At 60.6% G+C, this 19340-nt stretch carries 20 protein-coding genes and 3 tRNA genes; 14 read left to right on the top strand and 9 right to left on the bottom strand.

Annotated elements, in window-relative coordinates; genetic code table 11:
• Nucleotides 1–645: 645 nt before the first annotated feature.
• Together JMY24_RS01535 and JMY24_RS01530 are read left to right on the top strand one after the other, a co-directional pair.
• Nucleotides 646–795 (top strand): hypothetical protein, encoded by a 150-nt coding sequence (locus JMY24_RS01535; protein WP_164862352.1) that lies wholly within the window; start codon nt 646–648, stop codon nt 793–795.
• Nucleotides 796–1102: 307 nt separating this feature from the next.
• A complete protein-coding gene (locus tag JMY24_RS01530; RefSeq protein ID WP_128595672.1) occupies nt 1103–1699 on the top strand; it encodes a chorismate mutase in 597 nt (198 codons plus the stop codon).
• A 107-nt stretch (nt 1700–1806) separates the two neighbouring features.
• Here the strand turns inward: JMY24_RS01530 and JMY24_RS01525 are convergent, their stop codons facing one another.
• Nucleotides 1807–2958, bottom strand: coding sequence for an exonuclease domain-containing protein (locus JMY24_RS01525; RefSeq protein ID WP_201701322.1), 1152 nt, complete (start codon nt 2956–2958; stop codon nt 1807–1809).
• A 565-nt stretch (nt 2959–3523) separates the two neighbouring features.
• On the opposite strand from JMY24_RS01525, the gene JMY24_RS01520 reads away from it, so the two are divergent.
• Together JMY24_RS01520 and JMY24_RS01515 are read left to right on the top strand one after the other, a co-directional pair.
• Nucleotides 3524–3772: a hypothetical protein gene (locus JMY24_RS01520; RefSeq protein WP_128595673.1), complete on the top strand. Its 249-nt coding sequence runs from the start codon at nt 3524–3526 to the stop codon at nt 3770–3772.
• A 537-nt stretch (nt 3773–4309) separates the two neighbouring features.
• The gene (locus JMY24_RS01515) at nt 4310–5455 is read left to right on the top strand and encodes a porin (RefSeq protein ID WP_128587766.1); all 1146 of its coding nucleotides are present in this window, start codon (nt 4310–4312) and stop codon (nt 5453–5455) included.
• A gap of 102 nt (nt 5456–5557) precedes the next feature.
• Here the strand turns inward: JMY24_RS01515 and greB are convergent, their stop codons facing one another.
• Nucleotides 5558–6127, bottom strand: coding sequence for a transcription elongation factor GreB (gene greB / locus JMY24_RS01510; RefSeq protein ID WP_164853578.1), 570 nt, complete (start codon nt 6125–6127; stop codon nt 5558–5560).
• 120 nt (nt 6128–6247) lie between these two features.
• Between greB and JMY24_RS01505 the strand changes: the two genes are divergently transcribed.
• Both JMY24_RS01505 and JMY24_RS01500 read left to right on the top strand, forming a co-directional pair.
• Nucleotides 6248–6324: transfer RNA gene (locus tag JMY24_RS01505), tRNA-Arg, on the top strand.
• Between the two features lie 79 nt (nt 6325–6403).
• Nucleotides 6404–6480: transfer RNA gene (locus JMY24_RS01500), tRNA-Arg, on the top strand.
• A gap of 81 nt (nt 6481–6561) precedes the next feature.
• On the opposite strand, the gene JMY24_RS01495 is transcribed toward JMY24_RS01500, so the two are convergent.
• The 5 genes from JMY24_RS01495 to JMY24_RS01475 all read right to left on the bottom strand — a co-directional run bounded on the left by JMY24_RS01495 (nt 6562) and on the right by JMY24_RS01475 (nt 11503).
• Nucleotides 6562–7050 carry a phage protein NinX family protein gene (locus tag JMY24_RS01495; RefSeq protein ID WP_128595674.1) on the bottom strand — a complete coding sequence of 163 codons (489 nt, stop codon included), beginning with the start codon at nt 7048–7050 and terminating at the stop codon, nt 6562–6564.
• A gap of 95 nt (nt 7051–7145) precedes the next feature.
• Nucleotides 7146–9503, bottom strand: coding sequence for a RelA/SpoT family protein (locus tag JMY24_RS01490; protein WP_128590268.1), 2358 nt, complete (start codon nt 9501–9503; stop codon nt 7146–7148).
• Nucleotides 9504–9614: 111 nt separating this feature from the next.
• On the bottom strand, nt 9615–9818 hold the full coding sequence (gene rpoZ / locus JMY24_RS01485; RefSeq protein ID WP_006025620.1) for a DNA-directed RNA polymerase subunit omega: 204 nt from the start codon (nt 9816–9818) through the stop codon (nt 9615–9617).
• A gap of 60 nt (nt 9819–9878) precedes the next feature.
• Complete coding sequence (gene gmk / locus JMY24_RS01480) at nt 9879–10562, bottom strand: guanylate kinase (RefSeq protein WP_020069050.1); 684 nt, start codon at nt 10560–10562, stop codon at nt 9879–9881.
• Nucleotides 10563–10579: 17 nt separating this feature from the next.
• Complete coding sequence (locus JMY24_RS01475; RefSeq protein WP_128595675.1) at nt 10580–11503, bottom strand: YicC/YloC family endoribonuclease; 924 nt, start codon at nt 11501–11503, stop codon at nt 10580–10582.
• A gap of 222 nt (nt 11504–11725) precedes the next feature.
• On the opposite strand from JMY24_RS01475, the gene rph reads away from it, so the two are divergent.
• The 8 genes from rph to JMY24_RS01435 all read left to right on the top strand — a co-directional run bounded on the left by rph (nt 11726) and on the right by JMY24_RS01435 (nt 17049).
• Nucleotides 11726–12466 carry a ribonuclease PH gene (gene rph, locus JMY24_RS01470; RefSeq protein WP_128595676.1) on the top strand — a complete coding sequence of 247 codons (741 nt, stop codon included), beginning with the start codon at nt 11726–11728 and terminating at the stop codon, nt 12464–12466.
• On the top strand, nt 12459–13106 hold the full coding sequence (rdgB, locus tag JMY24_RS01465) for an RdgB/HAM1 family non-canonical purine NTP pyrophosphatase (protein ID WP_201701321.1): 648 nt from the start codon (nt 12459–12461) through the stop codon (nt 13104–13106). The genes rph and rdgB overlap by 8 nt, the downstream gene beginning before the upstream one ends.
• A complete protein-coding gene (hemW, locus tag JMY24_RS01460) occupies nt 13103–14332 on the top strand; it encodes a radical SAM family heme chaperone HemW (RefSeq protein ID WP_128590278.1) in 1230 nt (409 codons plus the stop codon). Before rdgB ends, hemW begins: the two co-directional genes overlap by 4 nt.
• 55 nt (nt 14333–14387) lie before the next feature.
• A tRNA-Ser gene (locus tag JMY24_RS01455) sits at nt 14388–14477 on the top strand.
• A gap of 586 nt (nt 14478–15063) precedes the next feature.
• Nucleotides 15064–15219, top strand: a complete 156-nt coding sequence (locus JMY24_RS01450; protein WP_164853579.1) for a hypothetical protein — start codon at nt 15064–15066, stop codon at nt 15217–15219.
• Nucleotides 15220–15569: 350 nt separating this feature from the next.
• A complete protein-coding gene (locus JMY24_RS01445) occupies nt 15570–15899 on the top strand; it encodes a PAAR domain-containing protein (RefSeq protein WP_128590170.1) in 330 nt (109 codons plus the stop codon).
• Complete coding sequence (locus tag JMY24_RS01440) at nt 15892–16437, top strand: PAAR domain-containing protein (protein ID WP_164853580.1); 546 nt, start codon at nt 15892–15894, stop codon at nt 16435–16437. Before JMY24_RS01445 ends, JMY24_RS01440 begins: the two co-directional genes overlap by 8 nt.
• Nucleotides 16438–17049, top strand: coding sequence for a T6SS effector amidase Tae4 family protein (locus tag JMY24_RS01435; protein ID WP_236597301.1), 612 nt, complete (start codon nt 16438–16440; stop codon nt 17047–17049).
• Between the two features lie 509 nt (nt 17050–17558).
• On the opposite strand, the gene JMY24_RS01430 is transcribed toward JMY24_RS01435, so the two are convergent.
• Nucleotides 17559–17789, bottom strand: coding sequence for a hypothetical protein (locus tag JMY24_RS01430; protein ID WP_128590165.1), 231 nt, complete (start codon nt 17787–17789; stop codon nt 17559–17561).
• A gap of 205 nt (nt 17790–17994) precedes the next feature.
• Nucleotides 17995–19215, bottom strand: coding sequence for a Bcr/CflA family multidrug efflux MFS transporter (locus JMY24_RS01425; protein WP_201701320.1), 1221 nt, complete (start codon nt 19213–19215; stop codon nt 17995–17997).
• Nucleotides 19216–19340: the final 125 nt, after the last annotated feature.

Here is a 19340-nt window from a genome sequence, read left to right as displayed (position 1 = left end):
TTCCGCGTTAGCGGCCGGGTGTCAGTTGTCTACCGCACCGTGGCCTGCTGATAACAGCCACCTTCATCATAGGAGCCGATATTGGCGCGGCCGGGTTCGTCATTAAGAAGACGATGTTTTGGCGCAAAGTGCGCAACGTTGACGACGGCAGTACGAGATTGCCTGAAGCCCTCGCACGCGTAGAAGCCTTTCGCGCAAATGCGCTGAAAATTTTGGTCAGTCGTCAACGAGGTGACAAATCAATCGTTTACCAAGTAATCCGCTATTCGCAACCGAATAAATGTCCGATCGGCAATAAACGAACGTTCGCTTTTTATTGGGCAGATTATTCCGATGCGGCAATGCACAAATTCACCGCGAATCGGGGAATACCCGCAACAAACTGAAGACTGATTACGCGAAGGGGCTGCCCACTGCCGCAACGGCCCGCCCGACAAGGCTCGCGACGATTTCGCAGAACAATGGATGCGGGAACTGTACGCAAGGCCGCAGAAGAACAACGCAAGCGAACCTATAAATTTGAACAGAAGCTCTGCTGAAATGGTGCGCTGTGCCGTTAAAGCAACAAAGAAGGTGTGATGCTAATCGGACACTGGTGCGACACGGGGCACGAGGCCGATAATCGGTTTGTAAAGGAGAACGATCATGGATGCCAAACCACCGAAGATCCCGACCCCGGATAAAGTCTTTAGCCCGGATCCGGAACCTGTCGGCGTCGAGTTTCTGGGGGCTGGACTGCCGGAGCACGTGCGCGCCTTTTTCGACGAACAACGTAAGTCGTACGACGCAAAGTAATTGTGCGGTGGCGCGACACGGTAGCGGTACTTGTGCTTACTGCACGAGTCGCGGCTGCGCGCGGTGCACGAGTCGCGGCTGCGCGCGGTTCGTTAATTTCTTTGGATCACGCTCCAACCAGGCGGACTAGCGCTGTCTGGCGTCGACGCTCGCACTCGAGCCTGCGCCCGCCTCTGCTTGCGTGAACTGACTGTCCTGCCCCAACTGGCGGCGGCACCGGTCTAGATGCCGGCGAGAACACTCGCGCAGTGACGCATCGTCTATTCTTCAGGTTTCCTTTCACGGCCGCCCGGCCATCGTCCAGCTTATGAATCGCCTGTTTCGCTTTGCCGCGCCGTGTGCGCTTGCGCTTTTCGCATCACTCTCGTTCGCACCTACTTCTGCCCTCGCCGACGGCGACGATACGGCGCTCACCAATCTGATCGCGCTCGCGTCGCAGCGACTCGCGCTCGCAGAACCGGTGGCGCGCTGGAAGTGGGCCCATCACCAGGCAATCACCGACACGCCGCGCGAGCAGGCGTTGCTTGCAGATGTGGAGAAACGAGCGGCAGCCGCCAACGTCGATCCGGCGTTCGCGCGCGCGTTCTTCCAGGATCAGATCGACGCGAGCAAAGACGTGCAGAACGCGCTCTTTGCAAGCTGGCGTGCAACGCAGCCGCCGCAGGAACCGGCGCCCGACCTGGCAACGAGCACGCGTCCGCAACTGGATCGCCTGACGCAATCGCTCGTCGCCGGCCTCGCTCGCGTGCAACCGCTGCGCGCGGCGCCGGATTGTCCGTCGCGCGTCGCGCAATCGCTGGCTAACTGGAAGTCTCTGACTCGCTACGATTCCACGCGCTCAGCGGCATTGGCTCGCGCGCTTGGACACGTGTGCGAAAGCGGTGGCGTCGGCGCAACCGGCTGACGGCGCGGTAGACGCAAGACGCGGGCGCAAAGAGGAACGTTGCGCCGCGAGGAATGACGAGATCTCGCCTGGTCGCGCATAGCGGCCGCGCAATCAGGCGAGCGCGATCAAACGATGCCTGCGACAGGCACGCCGCCCAGCACGCTCAGCGGCATCATCCGCAACCCGCGCGCGAGGTGGCTCTGAAGAATCTTGTAGGTCGACGCTTCGAATCCGCCGGTCAAACTGGCGGCATGCAGTTCGGTCGCCTGGGCCAACGACGGAGCATGGCCGATGTAACACCATTGGTCGACGACATGGAAAGCGCGCGCCTGCGACGCTTCTTCATGCTCCTCGAAAACGACAGGTCCCTGGAACGGCCACGGCGCGCCCGCGGGATCGCTCTTCGTGACGCGCGGCACGCGGTTATGCCCCGGCCGCAGCGTCGCGATCCACTGCGCCTCGGCGAGCATCGCACCCAATTCGCCGCCGGTGGCGCGCCACTCTACGCGCCTCACCTGCTGCGCCAGCCGAATATCTTTCGACGAACGCCGCTCGCCTGTCAGATGCGCACGAAGCCGCTGACGGACACGCACGCTCCGTCCGACGTACAGCGGCAAATCGTTGTCTCCATAGAATGCATAGACACCACATCCAGCAGGCGCGGTCTCAAGCAGATCTTCGGTGATGTCGCCTGCCAGCCGATAGCGCCGCGTAGTGCGCTCGATATGCGCGCGCAGGACGTCTAGCGGCACGAGGCCGTGAAGCCGCTGCCAGAATTGCCAGATCAGATCGGCGTCGGCAAGCGCGCGATGCCGGTCGGACGGCACCAGCGAGTGCCGCTCGACCAAGGCGTCGAGCCCGTGGCGCTTTTCGGACGGGAACAGCGCGCGCGACAGGCGCACGGTGCACAGTACGTCCGGGTCGAATGAGAGGCCGACGCGGCGGAATTCGCCGCGCAAAAAACCTCGGTCGAAGCTGGCGTTATGCGCGACGAACAGTTTGCCGGTGAGTCGCGCAAACAGTTCGGGCGCGATGGCGTCGAACGTCGGCGCGCCGCGCACCATCGCGTTTGTGATGCCGGTGAGCTGCTGGATGAACGACGGGATCGGTTGCTGCGGATCGACGAGGCTGCTCCAGCGCGTGACGCCGGCCGGCCCTACTTCGACGACGCCGACTTCGGTAATGCGGTGCTCGTTAGTCGAGCCGCCGGTGGTTTCCAGATCGACGAAGACGATCGGATCTTTGAGGGCCGGTTCGGGCAAAAACTGTTCAGACATGAAGGAATGCTTGGACGCGTGACTTTGCGGCAAGTATGCACTAGTTGGCGGCGGCTGACCTGTGGGCGTGACCACCGCGTGGTCCAGCCTCCGTCGGCAAAGGGTTTTAGCGGCGACCGTGTCCCATCTTGCCAAGTGGCAGTCGCGCCCGACAACGGCTGGACGTTCGCCGCTTGCCTTTCCGCCTCGCCGTGCGATGTCAAACCACATTCGGTAAAAGAGGTTGAGCGCTTTTCAGCTTTGTAGTGCGCCTTTCGAAGAAGTGCACAAACGATCGTCACATCCACTTCGATTAATGAAGCCGTGAACTTAATTAAAGCTTTGGTCGCAGATGTTTCTTGTGCGCTTAACGAATTGATATCTGGGATTAATCGTTCGTACTTTCGCCCTTACGTCAACTTTACCCAAAACCGATAATCGCTAAATCGTAAGAAAGGAAATATTTTCCGCCGCCGGTGCCTGTAACGATTCGCCACATTGGTAAGTGTTTCTACGAGTTGTTCGCCGACCTGCCGAAACGCATCATGAATCGAGCATTTGCAGTAATGCGTCTCAGGAGATTGCCATGCAGTTCAGTGAAATCCGCCGAATCCTTTCCAAGCTGATCCCCCATCTAGCACAATCGCCAGCCGCCTCGCCCACTCAACCCAAGCCAGGTCGACCATCGGCGCTGGAGTTCGATCCGATGTGGCACGGCGACCATTGGCAGAACCTCCTGTCCTCACCAATGGACGCGCGCCACTACGTCATGGAAGACTGGACCTCGACCACGGCGAACGAGTGGAATGCGGACCGCACCGCATCTGCGCACTGATCATCTTCTGACGCTACGACGCTAACGCGCGATCCGCAGACGAAAAAAAAGCGCGACTGGGAAGTCGCGCCGACAAAGGTTTGGAGATCTTTTTCGTCAACGAAAAAGTCCGCTTCGGAAAGCAGAGATTTCAGTATAGCTTTTAATCCCAAATCTATTATTCACACAAAATACAATCGTCTGTTGCTAGAACGACAACAATAGCCTTCCAATTCAATTTCGTTGTTTTTTCGCATCGAATTAGCGTCGCTATTTCGCAACGCCATTTGCCATCCACTTGTTCCCCTAGTTGCTGGCATGCCTGGAAGCGTTGACCGGCAAGGCTTTCGCGGAATTCTTTCATCGTTTCGAATCAAGTAATACTTTATTGCGAGAATCGAAACGTCCACTGATTCGAGCCTCTCTCTACACTTTGCGTAACCGGAAATCAGCGCTCTATCTTTAAGCGCACCTTGACACGGATACGCCTCTCGCAGCGCCCGCGTGAAGGGTTCCGAAGCACGATTCACCGCTCACTCTCGCTTTCGGAGTAACAAGATGAAAAAGACTCTCATGGTCGCGGCCCTGACGGGCGTTTTTGCAACTGCGGCGCACGCTCAAAGCAGCGTCACCTTGTACGGCTTGATCGACGCCGGCATCACCTACACCAACAACCAGCACGGCCACAGCAACTGGCAACAGACGAGCGGTTCGGTGAACGGTAGCCGCTGGGGCTTGCGCGGTGCTGAAGACCTCGGTGGCGGCCTGAAGGCGATCTTCACGTTGGAAAACGGCTTCGGCATCAATGACGGCTCGCTGAAACAAGGCGGTCGCGAGTTCGGCCGTCAGGCATTCGTTGGCCTGTCGAGCACCCAGTTCGGTGCCGTAACGCTCGGCCGTCAATATGACAGCATGGTCGATTACGTTGGCCCGCTCGCGCTGACCGGCACGCAATACGGCGGCACGCAGTTCGCCCATCCGTTCGACAACGACAACCTGAACAACTCGTTCCGTGTCAACAACTCGGTCAAATACACGAGCACGAACTACGGCGGCTTCAAGTTCGGCGGCATGTATGGCTTCTCGAACCAGGCTGACGGCTTCGCAAACAACCGCGCCTACAGCGCGGGCGCGTCGTACAACTGGGGCGGCCTGAACGTCGGCGCAGCGTATTTGCAACTGAACAGCAACGGCGCGAACGCCGCGTCTGCGGCGTTCAACGCCGGTGGCGCCGTGTCCAGCGACAACACGTTCTTCGCTCGCCGTCAGCAGACGTGGGGCGCAGGCGCCAGCTACGCGTTTGGTCCGGCAACCGTCGGCCTCGTCTATTCGCAGACGAATCTGTCGGGTCTCGTCGGCATCGGCGCAGGTGCATCGGGCCAACCCGGCGGCATCGGCCTTCCGAACAACAGCGCGCACTTCCAGAACTACGAAGCAAACGCTCGTTACGCTTTGACGCCGGCTGTCAGCATTGCCGGTTCGTACACGTACACGCGTGCGAGCCTTTCGGGCACTCGCCCGCACTGGAACCAGTTCAATCTGCAAACGGCGTACGCACTGTCCAAGCGCACGGACGTTTATCTGCAGGGCGAATACCAACAAGTCAACGAGGGCGCCATCGTTGGTGCCGACATCAACGGCCTGGGTGCTTCGAGCAACAACAAGCAGGTTGCGGTCACGGCAGGTCTGCGTCACCGCTTCTGACGCGGCGGGCAGGACCCGCAGCATGGAAGGCGCCGTTCGCGGCGCCTTTTTTTATTGCCTCAACACACGCTTCGTGCAGGCGAATTCGCGCGCGGTAAGAGACTAGCCACCACTATCCGGAGGCGGATATTTGACGTCGAGTATGTCGATCGGCTGCGGCCCAGCCGGCGTGTACAACGTCACGGTGTCGCCGACCTTCGCCTTCAGCAGCGCCCGAGCGATCGGCGAGATCCAGCTTACGTGTCCGATATCGAGATCGACCTCGTCGATGCCGACAATCGTCACGCTGTGTTCCTCGCCGTCCTCTGTCGCATATTCGACAGTCGCCCCGAAAAAGACCTGATCGACGTTCTCCTGCTTGCTGCTGTCGACAACCTCGGCGAGGTCCAGACGCTTGGTCAGAAAGCGGATGCGCCGATCTATCTCGCGCAGGCGGCGCTTGCCGTAAATGTAATCGCCGTTCTCGGAGCGGTCGCCATTCGACGCAGCCCATGACACGAGCTTGACGACCTCCGGCCGGTCGACGTCGATCAGATGCAGCAGTTCATCGCGCATGCGGCGGTGGCCGGCAGGCGTGATGTAGTTCTTGGTTCCCGCGGGGATATCCGGCTGGGCGACGTCGAGATCGTCGTCATTATCTTCGCTCGACTCTTTGACAAAGGCCTTGTTCATGATGATCCATAAGCTGCAGCAAACGGCTGCTTCACTAGGGTACACGATCATGACAATGAGACAAATCGCAGTTACACGCTTCCCTTTTTTGAAACCTTTGCTATAATCTCGTTTCTGCGTGCGGCTGTAGCTCAGTTGGATAGAGTACTTGGCTACGAACCAAGGGGTCGTGGGTTCGAATCCTGCCAGCCGCACCACTTATTCGAGGGCCTCCCTCCGGGGAGGCCCTTATGTTTTACCCAGTTTTAGTGCAGTAGTGCATCACCCGTTTCGCGTGCGGCTGTAGCTCAGTTGGATAGAGTACTTGGCTACGAACCAAGGGGTCGTGGGTTCGAATCCTGCCAGCCGCACCACCTCTAGAGGGCCTTCCAGTTGGAAGGCCCTTTGTTTTTGTGCAGTCGGTTTCGGCACGCCGCAAGTTCAGGAGCGCGGCCTTAGCGCGGCGGCGACTGAATATCGCCGATGTGGCCGCCGGGGCTCGGCACTTCTTCGAACGTATCGCCAGCGGTAGCCTCGGCAATGCGGCGCACCGTGTCGCCCACCAGCATCTGCGACTCGTGCAGCATCTCGCCCACGCTATCGCCGAACCGGCTTTCCACGAACGCCCGCAGCAGTGCCACGCGCAACGAGTCCCCGCGTCCCTCCGCCTCGCCGTGCCCGCCTTCGAATTCCGCCACGCAGTGCGCAGGGCCCTCCTCGCTGCGCTCGCGCATTTCAAGCCGACGCGCGCGCTCCATCACTGCCGCAGCGGCGTCCCATGAGGCGGTAGGTGTGAAACGGCCATCCCACGGACGGCCGCGGTCGTTACCGCGAATCGCGACGGTCTCGCCGCTGTCGGTAAAGTGAATTTCGCGCACAAAATCGTGCAGGCTGCGGGCCACCCAATAATCCAGTGCGAGGCCTTCGAGGTCAGCTACTTTCATCTGCGTTCTCCCTGAGTTTTCAGGTGAGACTCGCTAGTGGCGGCGGCGTTCCGATGGAAAGATGCGGCGCTTCTTCGCCCGATGAGCGGCAAAGGTCAGTAATCGGCCCGCTCGCGGTCGATTCGCATGCCGCCGTCATGCCGATGATGGCCGTCGTCGCTCGGCCGCTCACGCGCAATGCGCATCACGTCGGGATTCGTGCGCACGCGGCGCATGACGTTGGCCAGATGAACGCGGTCGCTGACCTGGATCACGAAGCGCAGAATCGTGGATTCTTGCGACAGGTCTTCGTCCATCGCGATATGCACGATGTTCGCGTCTGCCGAGGTAATGTCAGCGGCCACGCGGGCGAACACGCCCTTCGTATTCTTGACCAGCACCTTGACCGCGACGTCGAACAGACGCCCCGGTTGCGGCGCCCACGCCACGTCGATCCAGCGGCCGGGATCGCGCCGGTGGATTCGCTGCGCGACGCGGCAGTCCGTAGTGTGGATGGCCATACCTAGGCCAATGCCGATATAGCCCATGATGTCGTCGCCCGGAATCGGACGGCAGCATGCGGACAATTGCACCGACATGCCCTCGGTGCCGGTAATCACGACCGGCGGCGCATGTGGCGACCCCGAATCGGAACGCGAACCGTCGTCGTCGGCATCGCGGCCGCTCATCAACACTTCGATGCGCTTGGCCATGACCGCCGCGACACGCCGGCCAAGACCGATGTCGGCGAAAATTTCCTGGCCATTTTTGTTGCCCGTCCACTGCACGAGCTTTTCCCACGCTTCGGGCGTCACGTCCGACAGCGCAAGGCCGTAGCCCTTCAAAGCCTGATCGACCAGACGCTCGCCAAGCTGAACCGACTCGTTCAGGCGCATCGTCTTCAGATAATGGCGGATCGCGGAACGGGCCTTGCCGGTGCGCACGAAACCGAGCCACGCCGGATTCGGCTTCGAATACGGCGCCGTGATGACTTCGACGATATCGCCGCTCTTCAACTCGGTACGCAGCGGCAGCAGTTCGTTATTGATCTTCACCGCGACGCACTGGTTGCCTAGGTCGCTGTGGATCGAATACGCGAAGTCGAGCGCCGTGGCGCCGCGCGGCAGCGCCATGATCTTCGACTTCGGCGTGAACACGTAGACCGCATCCGGGAACAGGTCGATCTTTACGTGCTCGAGGAATTCGCTCGAGTCGCCGGCTTCGCTCTGAATGTCGAGCAGCGACTTCAGCCACTGGTGCGCGCGCTTTTGCACATCGTTCAGATCCGCACTGCCGTTCTTGTACAGCCAGTGCGCCGCCACGCCGGCTTCGGCGATCTCGTGCATCTTGCGGGTGCGCACCTGAAACTCGATCGGCGCGCCGAACGGACCGACGAGAGTAGTGTGCAACGACTGATAGCCGTTCACCTTCGGAATGGCGATGTAGTCCTTGAACTTACCCGGCACCGGCTTGTAGAGCGCATGCAATGCGCCGATGCAGGTATAGCATTCGAGCGCGCTGTCGACCACCACACGGAAGCCATACACGTCCAGCACCTGCGAGAACGACAACTGCTTGTCGCGCATCTTCTTGTAGATGCTGAAGATGGTTTTCTCGCGACCGGTGACTTCCGCGTCGATCTTCGCGTCGGCGATCGCGCGCTGCACCGATTCCAGAATCTTGCCGACCACTTCCCGCCGGTTGCCGCGCGCCGCCTTCACGGCTTTTTCGAGCGTGGCATACCGATGCGGATTGAAGTTCGCGAAGCTCAGGTCCTGTAGCTCGCGATACGTATTGTTCAAGCCGAGCCGGTGCGCAATCGGCGCGTAGATGTCCAGCGTTTCACGCGCCACGCGACGACGCTTTTCGGGCGGCACCGCGCCGAGCGTGCGCATGTTGTGCAGCCGGTCGGCGAGCTTCACGAGGATCACGCGGACGTCGCGCGCCATGGCGAGCAGCATCTTGCGGAAGTTTTCCGCCTGCGCTTCCTCGCGATTGCGAAACTCCATCTTGTCGAGCTTCGACAAACCGTCGACCAGTTCCGCGACCTTCGCGCCGAAACGCTCGGCGAGCTCGGCCTTGGTCACGCCCTGGTCTTCCATCACGTCGTGGAGCAACGCGGCCATGATTGCCTGGCCGTCGAGGTTCCAGCCGGCGCAGATTTCCGCGACGGCAACCGGGTGCGTGATGTAGGGCTCGCCGCTCTGGCGATACTGGCCGAGGTGGGCTTCGTCGCTGAAATGGAAGGCCGCCTTGACGTCTTTGATCTCTTCCGGCTGCAAATAGCCGGACAACGCAGACGTCAGCTTGGCAATGGATACGACGTCATGCCGGCGCGGTTGCTCCGGCGTGGCGGTCGGCCCGAACAGATGGCGAAACGACTGTTCGAGGACCGCGTCGATGTACTTCCGTGCAGACGAGGGCGAGTCGGCGTCATGCTCCGCTTCCGTGGCGGTGGGCGGGGTGGTACTCATGGTCGCCTCCGTAGCGGTTGAGCGTTGACGCCGGTCTGCACGTTGATGCAATCAGGTGAGGCAAAAGCTATGGCAAAAATGCTTGCCAACCGAAAACAGAAACAGTGCGCCTTAAACCGGCACCTTCTTCAGCATTTCGACGCCGACCTGGCCGGCAGCGATTTCGCGCAGCGCGACGACCGTGGGCTTGTCACGGCTTTCGATCTTCGGCGTGTGGCCTTGAGCGAGCTGACGCGCGCGATACGTTGCGGCGAGCGCGAGTTCGAAACGGTTCGGGATCTGTTTCAGACAGTCTTCGACGGTAATGCGGGCCATGTTGAGTTCCTTCTCAGTATGTTGCTTATTCTACCTTATGTGCTCGAATCGCCGCCGCGCTCAGGGGTGCGGAAGGTGAATGCCGAGCTGCACGAAAAGCTGCGTATGACGCGCGTATTGCGAGGCGAAGCGCGAACGCGTAGCGGCCACGAGACACTGCAGTTCGCCGAGCGCGCGGTCGAAGTTCTCGTTGATCACCACATACTCCGCTTCGGCCGCGTGCGCCATCTCGCTGCCTGCGGCGAGGAGCCGCCGCGTGATCACGTTCGGCTCGTCCTGGCCGCGCTTTTTCAGACGCTCTTCGAGCGCTTCGAGCGACGGCGGCAAGATAAAAATTTCGACCGCGTTGTGAAACTGCTTCTTCACCTGTTGCGCGCCCTGCCAGTCGATTTCGAGCAGTACGTCATGGCCGCTCTTCATCTGCTCCTCGATCCACACGCGCGACGTGCCGTAATAGTTGCCGTGCACTTCAGCGCTTTCGAGAAACTCGCCCTCGTCGTGACGCCGCATGAAATCGTCGACGGACGTGAAGTGGTAGTGCTCGCCGTCCTGCTCTTTCGGACGCGGCGGGCGCGTCGTGTACGAGATCGACAGACGGATCGCGTCGTCGCCGGCGAGCAGCGCGTTCACGAGCGTCGACTTGCCGGCGCCCGAGGGCGCGACGACCATGAACAGGTTGCCCGGATAAGCTCCGGCATACGGGTTGCGCGGTGCGCCGCTTTCGCGTGTGTGGTGATCGGTCATGTTGTGATGCTCCAGCCTTATTCCAGATTCTGTACCTGCTCGCGCATCTGTTCGATGAGCAGCTTCAGGGTCATCGACGAATCCGCCAGTTCCTTCGCGGCCGCCTTCGAGCCGAGCGTGTTCGCTTCGCGATTAAGTTCCTGCATCATGAAGTCGAGCCGCTTGCCGACCTTGCCACCCTTCTGGATCACGTGACGCGTTTCGTTCAGATGAGCCGTGAGCCGCGACAATTCTTCGGCAATGTCGATGCGGATACCGTACATCGTCACTTCCTGGCGAATCCGCTCGTTGATCTCTTCGCGCGAGACGATGGTCGCTGCCGTATCGGGCGCGGCAATGCCGAGCGCTTCCTGCAGACGCTCGACGATCTTCTGCTGATGCTTCGTGATCAGCTCCGGCACGAGCGGCGTGATCTTCGTGACGATCGCTTCCATCTCGGTCACGTTGGCGAGCAGCATCGTGGCCAGTTGCGCGCCTTCGCGGGCACGCACGTCGATCAGATCTGTAATGGCCTGCTTGCCGCATGCGAGCACTGCGTCGCGCAGCACCTCGGGTGCCACGCCCGTCTCGGCGAGCACGCCAGGCCAGCGCAGAATTTCGCCCGAGCGCAGACGGCCCGCTTCGGGGAACGTCGCGAGCACGGTGCGCTCCAGCAACGCAAGCTGCGTCAGCGCGTCATGATTGATCGAACCGGCGTTTGCCGTCTGTTCGCTGCGCTGCAGATTGATACGAATATCCACCTTGCCGCGCGACAGCTTATTCATCAGCATTTCGCGCAGCGTGGGTTCGCACACGCGCACGTCCTCGGGCATACGGAAGTTGAGGTCGAGAAAGCGCGAGTTCACCGTGCGCAGTTCGACCGACACGCTTACGCCGCCCGTTCCGGAGGCCGCGACGAGTTCGCGTGTCGCGCTCGCATAGCCAGTCATGCTGTAGATCATCGTATTTCTCGCGATGGTGGCCATGCGTGAGACGCTGGCCGAAGAGTCGAATCGCCCGGCGTGTACGAGACGCGAGGCGGTGAAACGGCATTATCCCATTTTTGGCGATGGGACCCCTTGGAGAGCCCCGGCCGACGCGGCACGCCGCCGGGGCGCATACCGGTGCGGATCGGCTGTAAAATCGTGCTTTCCCTTCCTGCTTCCTTCCCGACCCAATCCGACATGACCGACACCACTCAACGCCCTAGCGGCCGTCTCGCCAATCAGCTGCGCGACGTGCGCATCACGCGCCACTATACGAAGCATGCGGAGGGTTCGGTGCTGGTCGAATTCGGCGACACCAAGGTGATCTGCACAGCGAGCATCGCGGAGACCGTGCCGTCGTTCCTGCGGGATCGCGGCCAGGGCTGGCTCACCGCAGAATACGGCATGTTGCCGCGCGCCACGCATACGCGCAGCGACCGCGAGGCCGCGCGTGGCAAGCAGACCGGGCGCACGCAGGAAATCCAGCGTCTGATCGGCCGCGCGCTGCGCTCGGTGTTCGATCTGGAGAAGCTCGGCGCGCGCACGCTGCATATCGACTGCGACGTGATCCAGGCCGACGGCGGCACACGCACGGCGAGCATCACCGGCGCCTTTGTCGCCGCGCATGACGCGGTGAACAAACTGCTGGCCGCGGGGCGCATCGAAAGTTCGCCGATTGCCGATTACGTCGCTGCGATTTCGGTCGGCGTGTACGACGGCGTGCCGGTGCTCGATCTGGACTACGACGAAGACTCGCAATGCGACACCGACATGAACGTGGTGATGACGGGCGCGGGCGGCTTCGTCGAAATTCAGGGCACTGCGGAGGGCGTGCCTTTCTCGCGCGATGAAATGAACGCGCTGATGGATCTCGCGAGCGACGGCATCGCCACGTTGATCGCGAAACAGAAAGAAGCATTGGAGCACCGAGGTGAGTGAGGTTCGTGAAGGCAATGGCGCGCCACTACCGGGATCGCCGTTGAACAAGGTCGTGCTGGCGTCGAATAACGCGGGCAAGCTGCGCGAGTTCGCGGCGCTGCTCGGCGCGGCCGGCATCGAGTTGATTGCGCAAGGCGAACTGGGTGTGCCGGAAGCGGAAGAACCGCATCCGACGTTCGTCGAAAACGCGCTTACCAAGGCACGGCATGCGGCCACGCTCACCGGCCTGCCTGCCCTCGCCGACGACTCCGGTCTTTGCGTGCGCGCGCTGCGCGGCTCGCCGGGCGTGTATTCGGCGCGCTACGCGCAACTGGCCGGCGGCGAGAAAAGCGACGCTGCGAACAACGCGCGGCTCGTCTCGGCGTTACAAGGCGAGAGCGATCGGCGCGCGTACTACTACTGCGTGCTGGCACTGGTGCGTCACGCGGACGATCCCGAGCCGCTGATCGCCGAAGGCCGGTGGCACGGCGAGATTCTGGATGCGCCGCGCGGCTCGCATGGCTTCGGTTACGACCCGTACTTTTTTTTGCCGTCGCTGAACGCGAGCGCCGCGGAGCTCGAGCCGGCGGTGAAGAACGCCAGCAGTCATCGCGCGATTGCGTTGCGCCAACTGCTTGTGCGTCTAACGGAGGAAGCGTGATTCCGATCAAGTCGACGCCCGCCGATGTCGGCAATGGCGTGATCAAGGCATTCACGTCGCCGGGCAGCATCCGTCTGACGTCGCTGCCGCCGCTCTCGTTGTACGTGCATTTTCCGTGGTGCGTGCGCAAGTGTCCGTACTGCGATTTCAACTCGCATGAATGGAAAGGCGACAGCTTCCCCGAGAACGAGTATCTCGACGCATTGCGTGCCGATCTCGAGATGGCTTTGCCACTCGTGTGGGGACGGCAGGTGCATACGGTGTTCATCGGCGGCGGTACGCCGAGCTTGCTGTCTGCGGCTGGACTCGACCGCATGCTGTCGGACGTGCGAGCACTGCTGCCGCTCGACGCCGATGCGGAGATCACCCTCGAGGCCAATCCCGGCACGTTCGAAGCGGCGAAGTTCGCGCAGTTTCGCGCGAGCGGCGTGAACCGGTTGTCGGTGGGCATACAGAGTTTCAACGAGGCGCATCTGAAGGCGCTCGGCCGGATTCACGATTCGACGCAAGCGCGCCATGCGGTGGAAGTGGCCGCCACCACGTTCGACAATTTCAATCTCGACCTGATGTTCGCGCTTCCGCAGCAGACGCTCGCCGAATGCCAGGCCGATGTCGAGACTGCGTTGTCGTTCGCGCCGCCGCATCTCTCGCTGTATCACCTGACGCTCGAACCGAACACGCTGTTTGCGAAATTCCCGCCGGTGCTGCCGGACGACGATGCCTCCGCCGACATGCACGACTGGATTCACGAACGCACGTCGGCGGCGGGATATGAGCGCTACGAAGTGTCCGCGTATGCCAAGCCGCATCGGCAGAGCAAGCACAACCTGAACTACTGGCGTTTTGGCGACTATCTAGGAATTGGCGCCGGCGCGCACACGAAGCTGTCGTTCCCGAATCGTGTGTTGCGTCAGGCGCGCTACAAGCATCCGGCCACGTTCATCGAGCAGGCCAAGGCCGGCGCGGCGGTGCAGGAAGAACACGAAGTCGGACCGCGCGACCTGCCGTTCGAGTTCATGCTGAATGCGCTGCGACTGGTCGAAGGCTTTCCGGTGCATCGGTTTATCGAACGCACGGGTTTGTCGATGACATCTATCGAGCCGGCTTTGCAGGAGGCGGAACGCCGCAAGCTGATTACGCGCGACCACGAAAAGATTGCGCCCACGCCGCTTGGACAAGCGTTCCTCAACGATCTACAGGCGTTGTTTCTGAAAGATCCACAGTGATTGCAGATGAAGAGAGCGCCGCAGAGAGGTTTTTTCAGGTTACAATTTGCGGCTTGGAGGTGTGGCCGAGTGGTTTAAGGCACCGGTCTTGAAAACCGGCGAAGGAGTGATCCTTCCGTGAGTTCGAATCTCACCGCCTCCGCCAGGACACCCCCTCGCATCCCATCCGAATCAATCCGATTCAACCGCGCTGAGCCTTACCAGCTAAGGCTCTCAGCGCAAAAGACCCAACATTATTTCTCTGGTTTTATTGTGGGACGCCGGGACGGCACCCCTTGGGCGGCGCGGACTGCCTGTATCTCAAGGGCGCGAGCGAAGGTTCCCGGTCGTGGGTTCTCCGGACCGTCTTGGCGGGCAATCAGCGCGATCGGGCCGCGCGCACTCTGACATGTCACTGCCGGAGTTGATGCGTCGACAGAGCCTGGGGGCGACGCTGGAAGGGTTTCGCCCCACTTTCTGAGACTGGACCAGCGGGTACACAAACTACCCGCGCGAGCTGGCCGAGGTGGTGTTCGCGCGCACCCAGGGCGATGCAATGAGGCGGCCTATTGACACGGCGACGTCCTGGAAACGCGCAGGCCGGTGATGACAACTGGGCAGGATTCTGCGCCAAGCCGTCAAAACTGGGCGCCGTGATCTACCAGAAAAAACCAAATCTCCCTACGCGCCGCCAGCCGTGCGATGGTGCTTGCCTTTGTTGAAGCGCTTCGACAGAACAATGAAGGCGCATCATGGCCAAATCTCTGTGTACCGATAGCGGTCACAATACTGCCGCGCTGGATATCGCCGCAATCCGCATCGACCAGGTACATGCGCTGACCAGCCTGTCGCTACTTGAGGCCATGGCGAAGAGTTTGCCGATCTGTCGCTGCCGGGACAGGCTTTGATCTTTGGCCTGTTCGAGGATGGCCTTGTCGACGTGAGCGCAGGGTTAGCTCACGATATCTAGTCGCATATTCGGGATGCCGTAGCGACCTGAAGCCGACTGTTCTGATCGGATTTTGTTGACAGCATCACAAGGATGCTACGCATACCTGAATTAATGCATTGTCACTATCCCACTGAAATGCGAGCGGGAAAAATACTGTCCCACGTCACCAAACAGCAGCACGTCACCTGTTTCCAGAGTTGTCCGATATGGCTGTCGGCCTGTCCTGCGGGGTAATGCCTTGCCGCGTCAGCGGCCAGTTTTCGCGCAATGCATCGGAGCAACTTAACCAGGACAGGAGACTTTTAAATGCCGGAACAGCAGATAAACGAATTGACGTACCTGTTTGCAACTATTGGCGCTCGTACCGGGCGCGGCCGATACGCGGGCCCGGTAATGACCAGCGCCGAGCATGAAGGCAAGGCATTCGCCCGCGTCGGAGAAATCGACGCGTATGACGACGGCAGTCAAACCACCATTATCGACGGCGCGGCTTATGCCGCTACATGGGAGGGTAAGCCGCTTGCGCTGATCGGTTCGCGCCTAAGTAACGGCGAAACGACTCCCAGCCTGTTCAATCCCGGATACCTGTCGCCTGCCGCTGAGTTCGCCGATGCGAGAGGCGACACCCATGCGTAAGGCGCTCGTCGTGCAAGGCAGCCCCACGACGACAGGTGGCGTTGTAACCGGCGGGTCGGCCATTCACATGACGGACCACGGCAGGCCATTCGCGCTCAACGGTGACGAAGCAACGTGCGGCAACTGCAAGGGTGCATTCAGGATATCCGGTACAGCTACACGCAGATGCTACAGAGGAAAGCCCGGTGTCATCGAAGGCGATCTGGTGCTGTGTCCCTGCGGACAAAATCGCGTGATGGCTAGTCCCAATCCCGGTTGCTTTTACTGGACCGACGAAAGCGTGGCAGGCGCAAGCAGCGGGGCGGCTGCCGCAATCGCGTCATCGGTAACAGATGCGATCTACGACGAACAGGTCCGCGCCGCTGCTGCGGGCATGACGCTCGAAGGTTATCCGTATCGGATCGAGACGCCAGACGGCCAGATGCGCGCGGGACGCCTCGATGCGGATGGACTGCTACCTCGCATTCACACTGGCGAGAGTTGCGGCGACTACACGGTGTATTGGGGCGATGAAGCCCTTGCAAAACAGGAAGACTGAATGATGCCGAACAGAAAGACATTAGTCAGAACCAACTCAACGCCTAACTCCATCAAAGAAGTGCAGTTGAACGCTGTTACTTTTGCCGCGTTGTGGTCGGCATATCCCCACTCAGATCCGTGCACCGACCCGTCCACAGGAAAGCCAGCTTTTGAGGATGAGTGTGCCATTCGCTTCGGCACATGTCTCGCTAATGTGGGAATCACCAATAAGTCGTTCAAAGGCGAGAAGTGCTGGTTTCACGGTCATCCAACGAGTCACATGCTTCGGGCCAAGGAAGTGGCGGAATGGCTTCAGCGTCGCCCTTTCGCTGGTTGCCCTGTTCCAGTACCAATTACAGGCACAGGCTGGCAAGATAGGGTGAAGGGGAAAACGGGAGTGATCTTCTTTGGGAACTACTGGCGACGCAACTTGAAGGACAAAGATCCGACTGGCGATCACATTGACTTGTGGAACGTAGACCGCCTTACGCCGAGTTCGGAAACGACTCTTCGGTTTACGTTCGGTATAAACAAGGTGTGGAATCCGCTATCCGTTTTAGGCGTCGGTCCAGAAAACCTTTACTCCAATCTTGCGGACTCGAAATCGATCCTATTCTGGGAAATCAAGTGAAGAAGGCGTTCGTTTTCGCACTCTTGTTCGTCATTGGCGCCGTAGGGGGCGGCCTTGTGGGGCTTTATATAGCGCTACCGTCACAAACCCTCGAATGCGGAGACGCGTGCGGTACGCGAGCGCTGGTGTTTGCCTTGCGTTGTGGCTTAGTTTTCGGCCTTCTGCTTGCAGTCGTTGGCGGTGTAATAACGAAGATGTACCGTGCAAGGCAGTCCGGCAGGCAGTGGTAAATCGCTGGTCCGAATAAGCTGCATAGGCAATGCCGTGCAATCGCTGCGGAGCTAACTAAGGCGGTCACGCCTCCGCCAGATCTCTGTACACATCCACGGGCCGCAAGGCCCGTTTTTGTTTGTGCTCGCGACGTTCAAGACACGAGCGCAGGCGCCTCGCTTCGGCTTTGAAGCCGTACGAACTTGCGGAACGGGCGCGCGGACTCGTATGCGCCCGACCAGTTGGCCGCGTACGCGCCGTAAAGACAGCACGGCGACAAACGACGCCCTCGCCCCGCGTTACACACTGACCGCGTCGAGCTTCTCCCGCGCGTCGGCACAACGCCGGTTCAGATCGCGGTGGATCAACTGGCTGTCGAGCAACGTAGACACATCGGTCAAGCCGTAATCAAAGCGCAAAACGTATTCGATGTCCGTGTAATCGTGATAGGCGCCGCTGTCGGCCAGCTTCCGCGCTTCGGCGAAAGCAGCATGTTGCCGCTCGCCGTTCATCAAATCTCTGATCGCCATGATTGCCGCTCCGAGGAACAGTGATCCCATCATAGCAATGCAAATTCAAAGGCGAGGTCGCGTGCGCGCAACACCTGGTGTTTTCCGGTAGAAGCGCTTCGTGCACCGTGAATGGGTGTACGCACCGGACGCGGGAAGCGGGAGCGCGGTCTTTGCGCCGTCTTTGTTGTGCCGTCTTTATCGCGCAGTCTCCATCGCGCCGTCGTTAGACGACAGCCACCGGCGCCTTCGTCCCGTGCCATCTGACGACCAGAATGCGGCCGATGTAGCACAGCGATCCCGCGACGCCCACCACAATGCCCATGCCTTTCGGCGAGCCATCCTGCCACAGTCCGACCGCGAGGCTCGACAGCGCGCCGAGCGCCAGTTGCACCGCGCCGAACACCGCGGCCGCCGCGCCGGCATTCATCGGATAGCGATGCATCAGATCGGTCGTGCAATTGGCCGCCAGCAAACCGACCACGCCAACGACAAAGAACAGGCCGGCTACGATCGACCACAGCCCTCCCCAACCGGTCAACGAGACAAGACAGACGAACAACGACGCAATGCAGCTCACGGTCGCGGCGAACGAAATGATCGGCAACGACCCAAGCCGGCCAACAAGCCGCGTATTCATGAAGTTGCCCAGCATGATCCCGACTATGTTCAGCGCAAACAGAAAGCCATAATGCTGCGCCGACACGTGAAAATACTGGATATAGACGAACGGCGTCGCCGTGATGTACGCAAACATCGACGCGAATGCCATGCCGCCGCACAGCATATGCCCCCACGCCACTGGATCGCGTAACAGCCGGCCGTACGCAGCGAACGATTTGAATAGCACCGAATGCGCACGCTTTTCGCGCGGCCAGGTTTCAGGCACCTTGAGAAACGCGGTTATCGCGCACACGATGCCGAACAGCGTCAACGCAACAAAGACGACACGCCAGCCGCCAAGCAGCAGCAACTGTCCGCCGATCAGCGGCGCGAGCAAGGGTCCGATCGACGTGACGATGGCGAGCATCGACAGCACGCGCGCAGCGTCGGTCGGACCGTACGCGTCGCGGGCAATGGCGCGAGCGAGCACGGATGCCGCGCCCGCGCCGAGCGCCTGCACGAAGCGGAACGTGACCAGCGTGCCGATCGAGAACGACAGCGTGCACGCAATGCTCGCCAGCGCATACATGATGATGCCGCCCAGAAGCACAGGCCGGCGGCCATACGTATCCGAGAGCGGCCCATAGAGCAGCATGCCGATCGAGAAGCCAAACATGAAACTGGTCAGTGTGGATTGAGCGGCGCCGGTTCCGATCGCAAACGCCTGCGCGATGGTCGGCAAGCTCGGCAAATACATGTCGATGGAAATCGGCCCGCATGCGGCAAGCGCACCGAGCAACAGAATCAGCCGGCCATCTGGCCGGCGTCCGGTGACGTGAGACATGGGAATCCAGGTGAAGCGCGCGTCCTCGGAAAACCGGCGCGCGGTGGTACAAAAAGACTGCAGTTAGCTGCTTGGATTGTACGCGACGGTTAAGGCATCGACCTCGCCCGCGGCGGGCACGAGCG

The sequence above is a fragment of the Paraburkholderia kirstenboschensis genome (assembly GCF_904848585.1).
Lineage (GTDB): Bacteria > Pseudomonadota > Gammaproteobacteria > Burkholderiales > Burkholderiaceae > Paraburkholderia > Paraburkholderia kirstenboschensis.
Note: the sequence above shows the minus strand (reverse complement) of the source record. Positions and strands in the feature narration are given on the sequence as shown.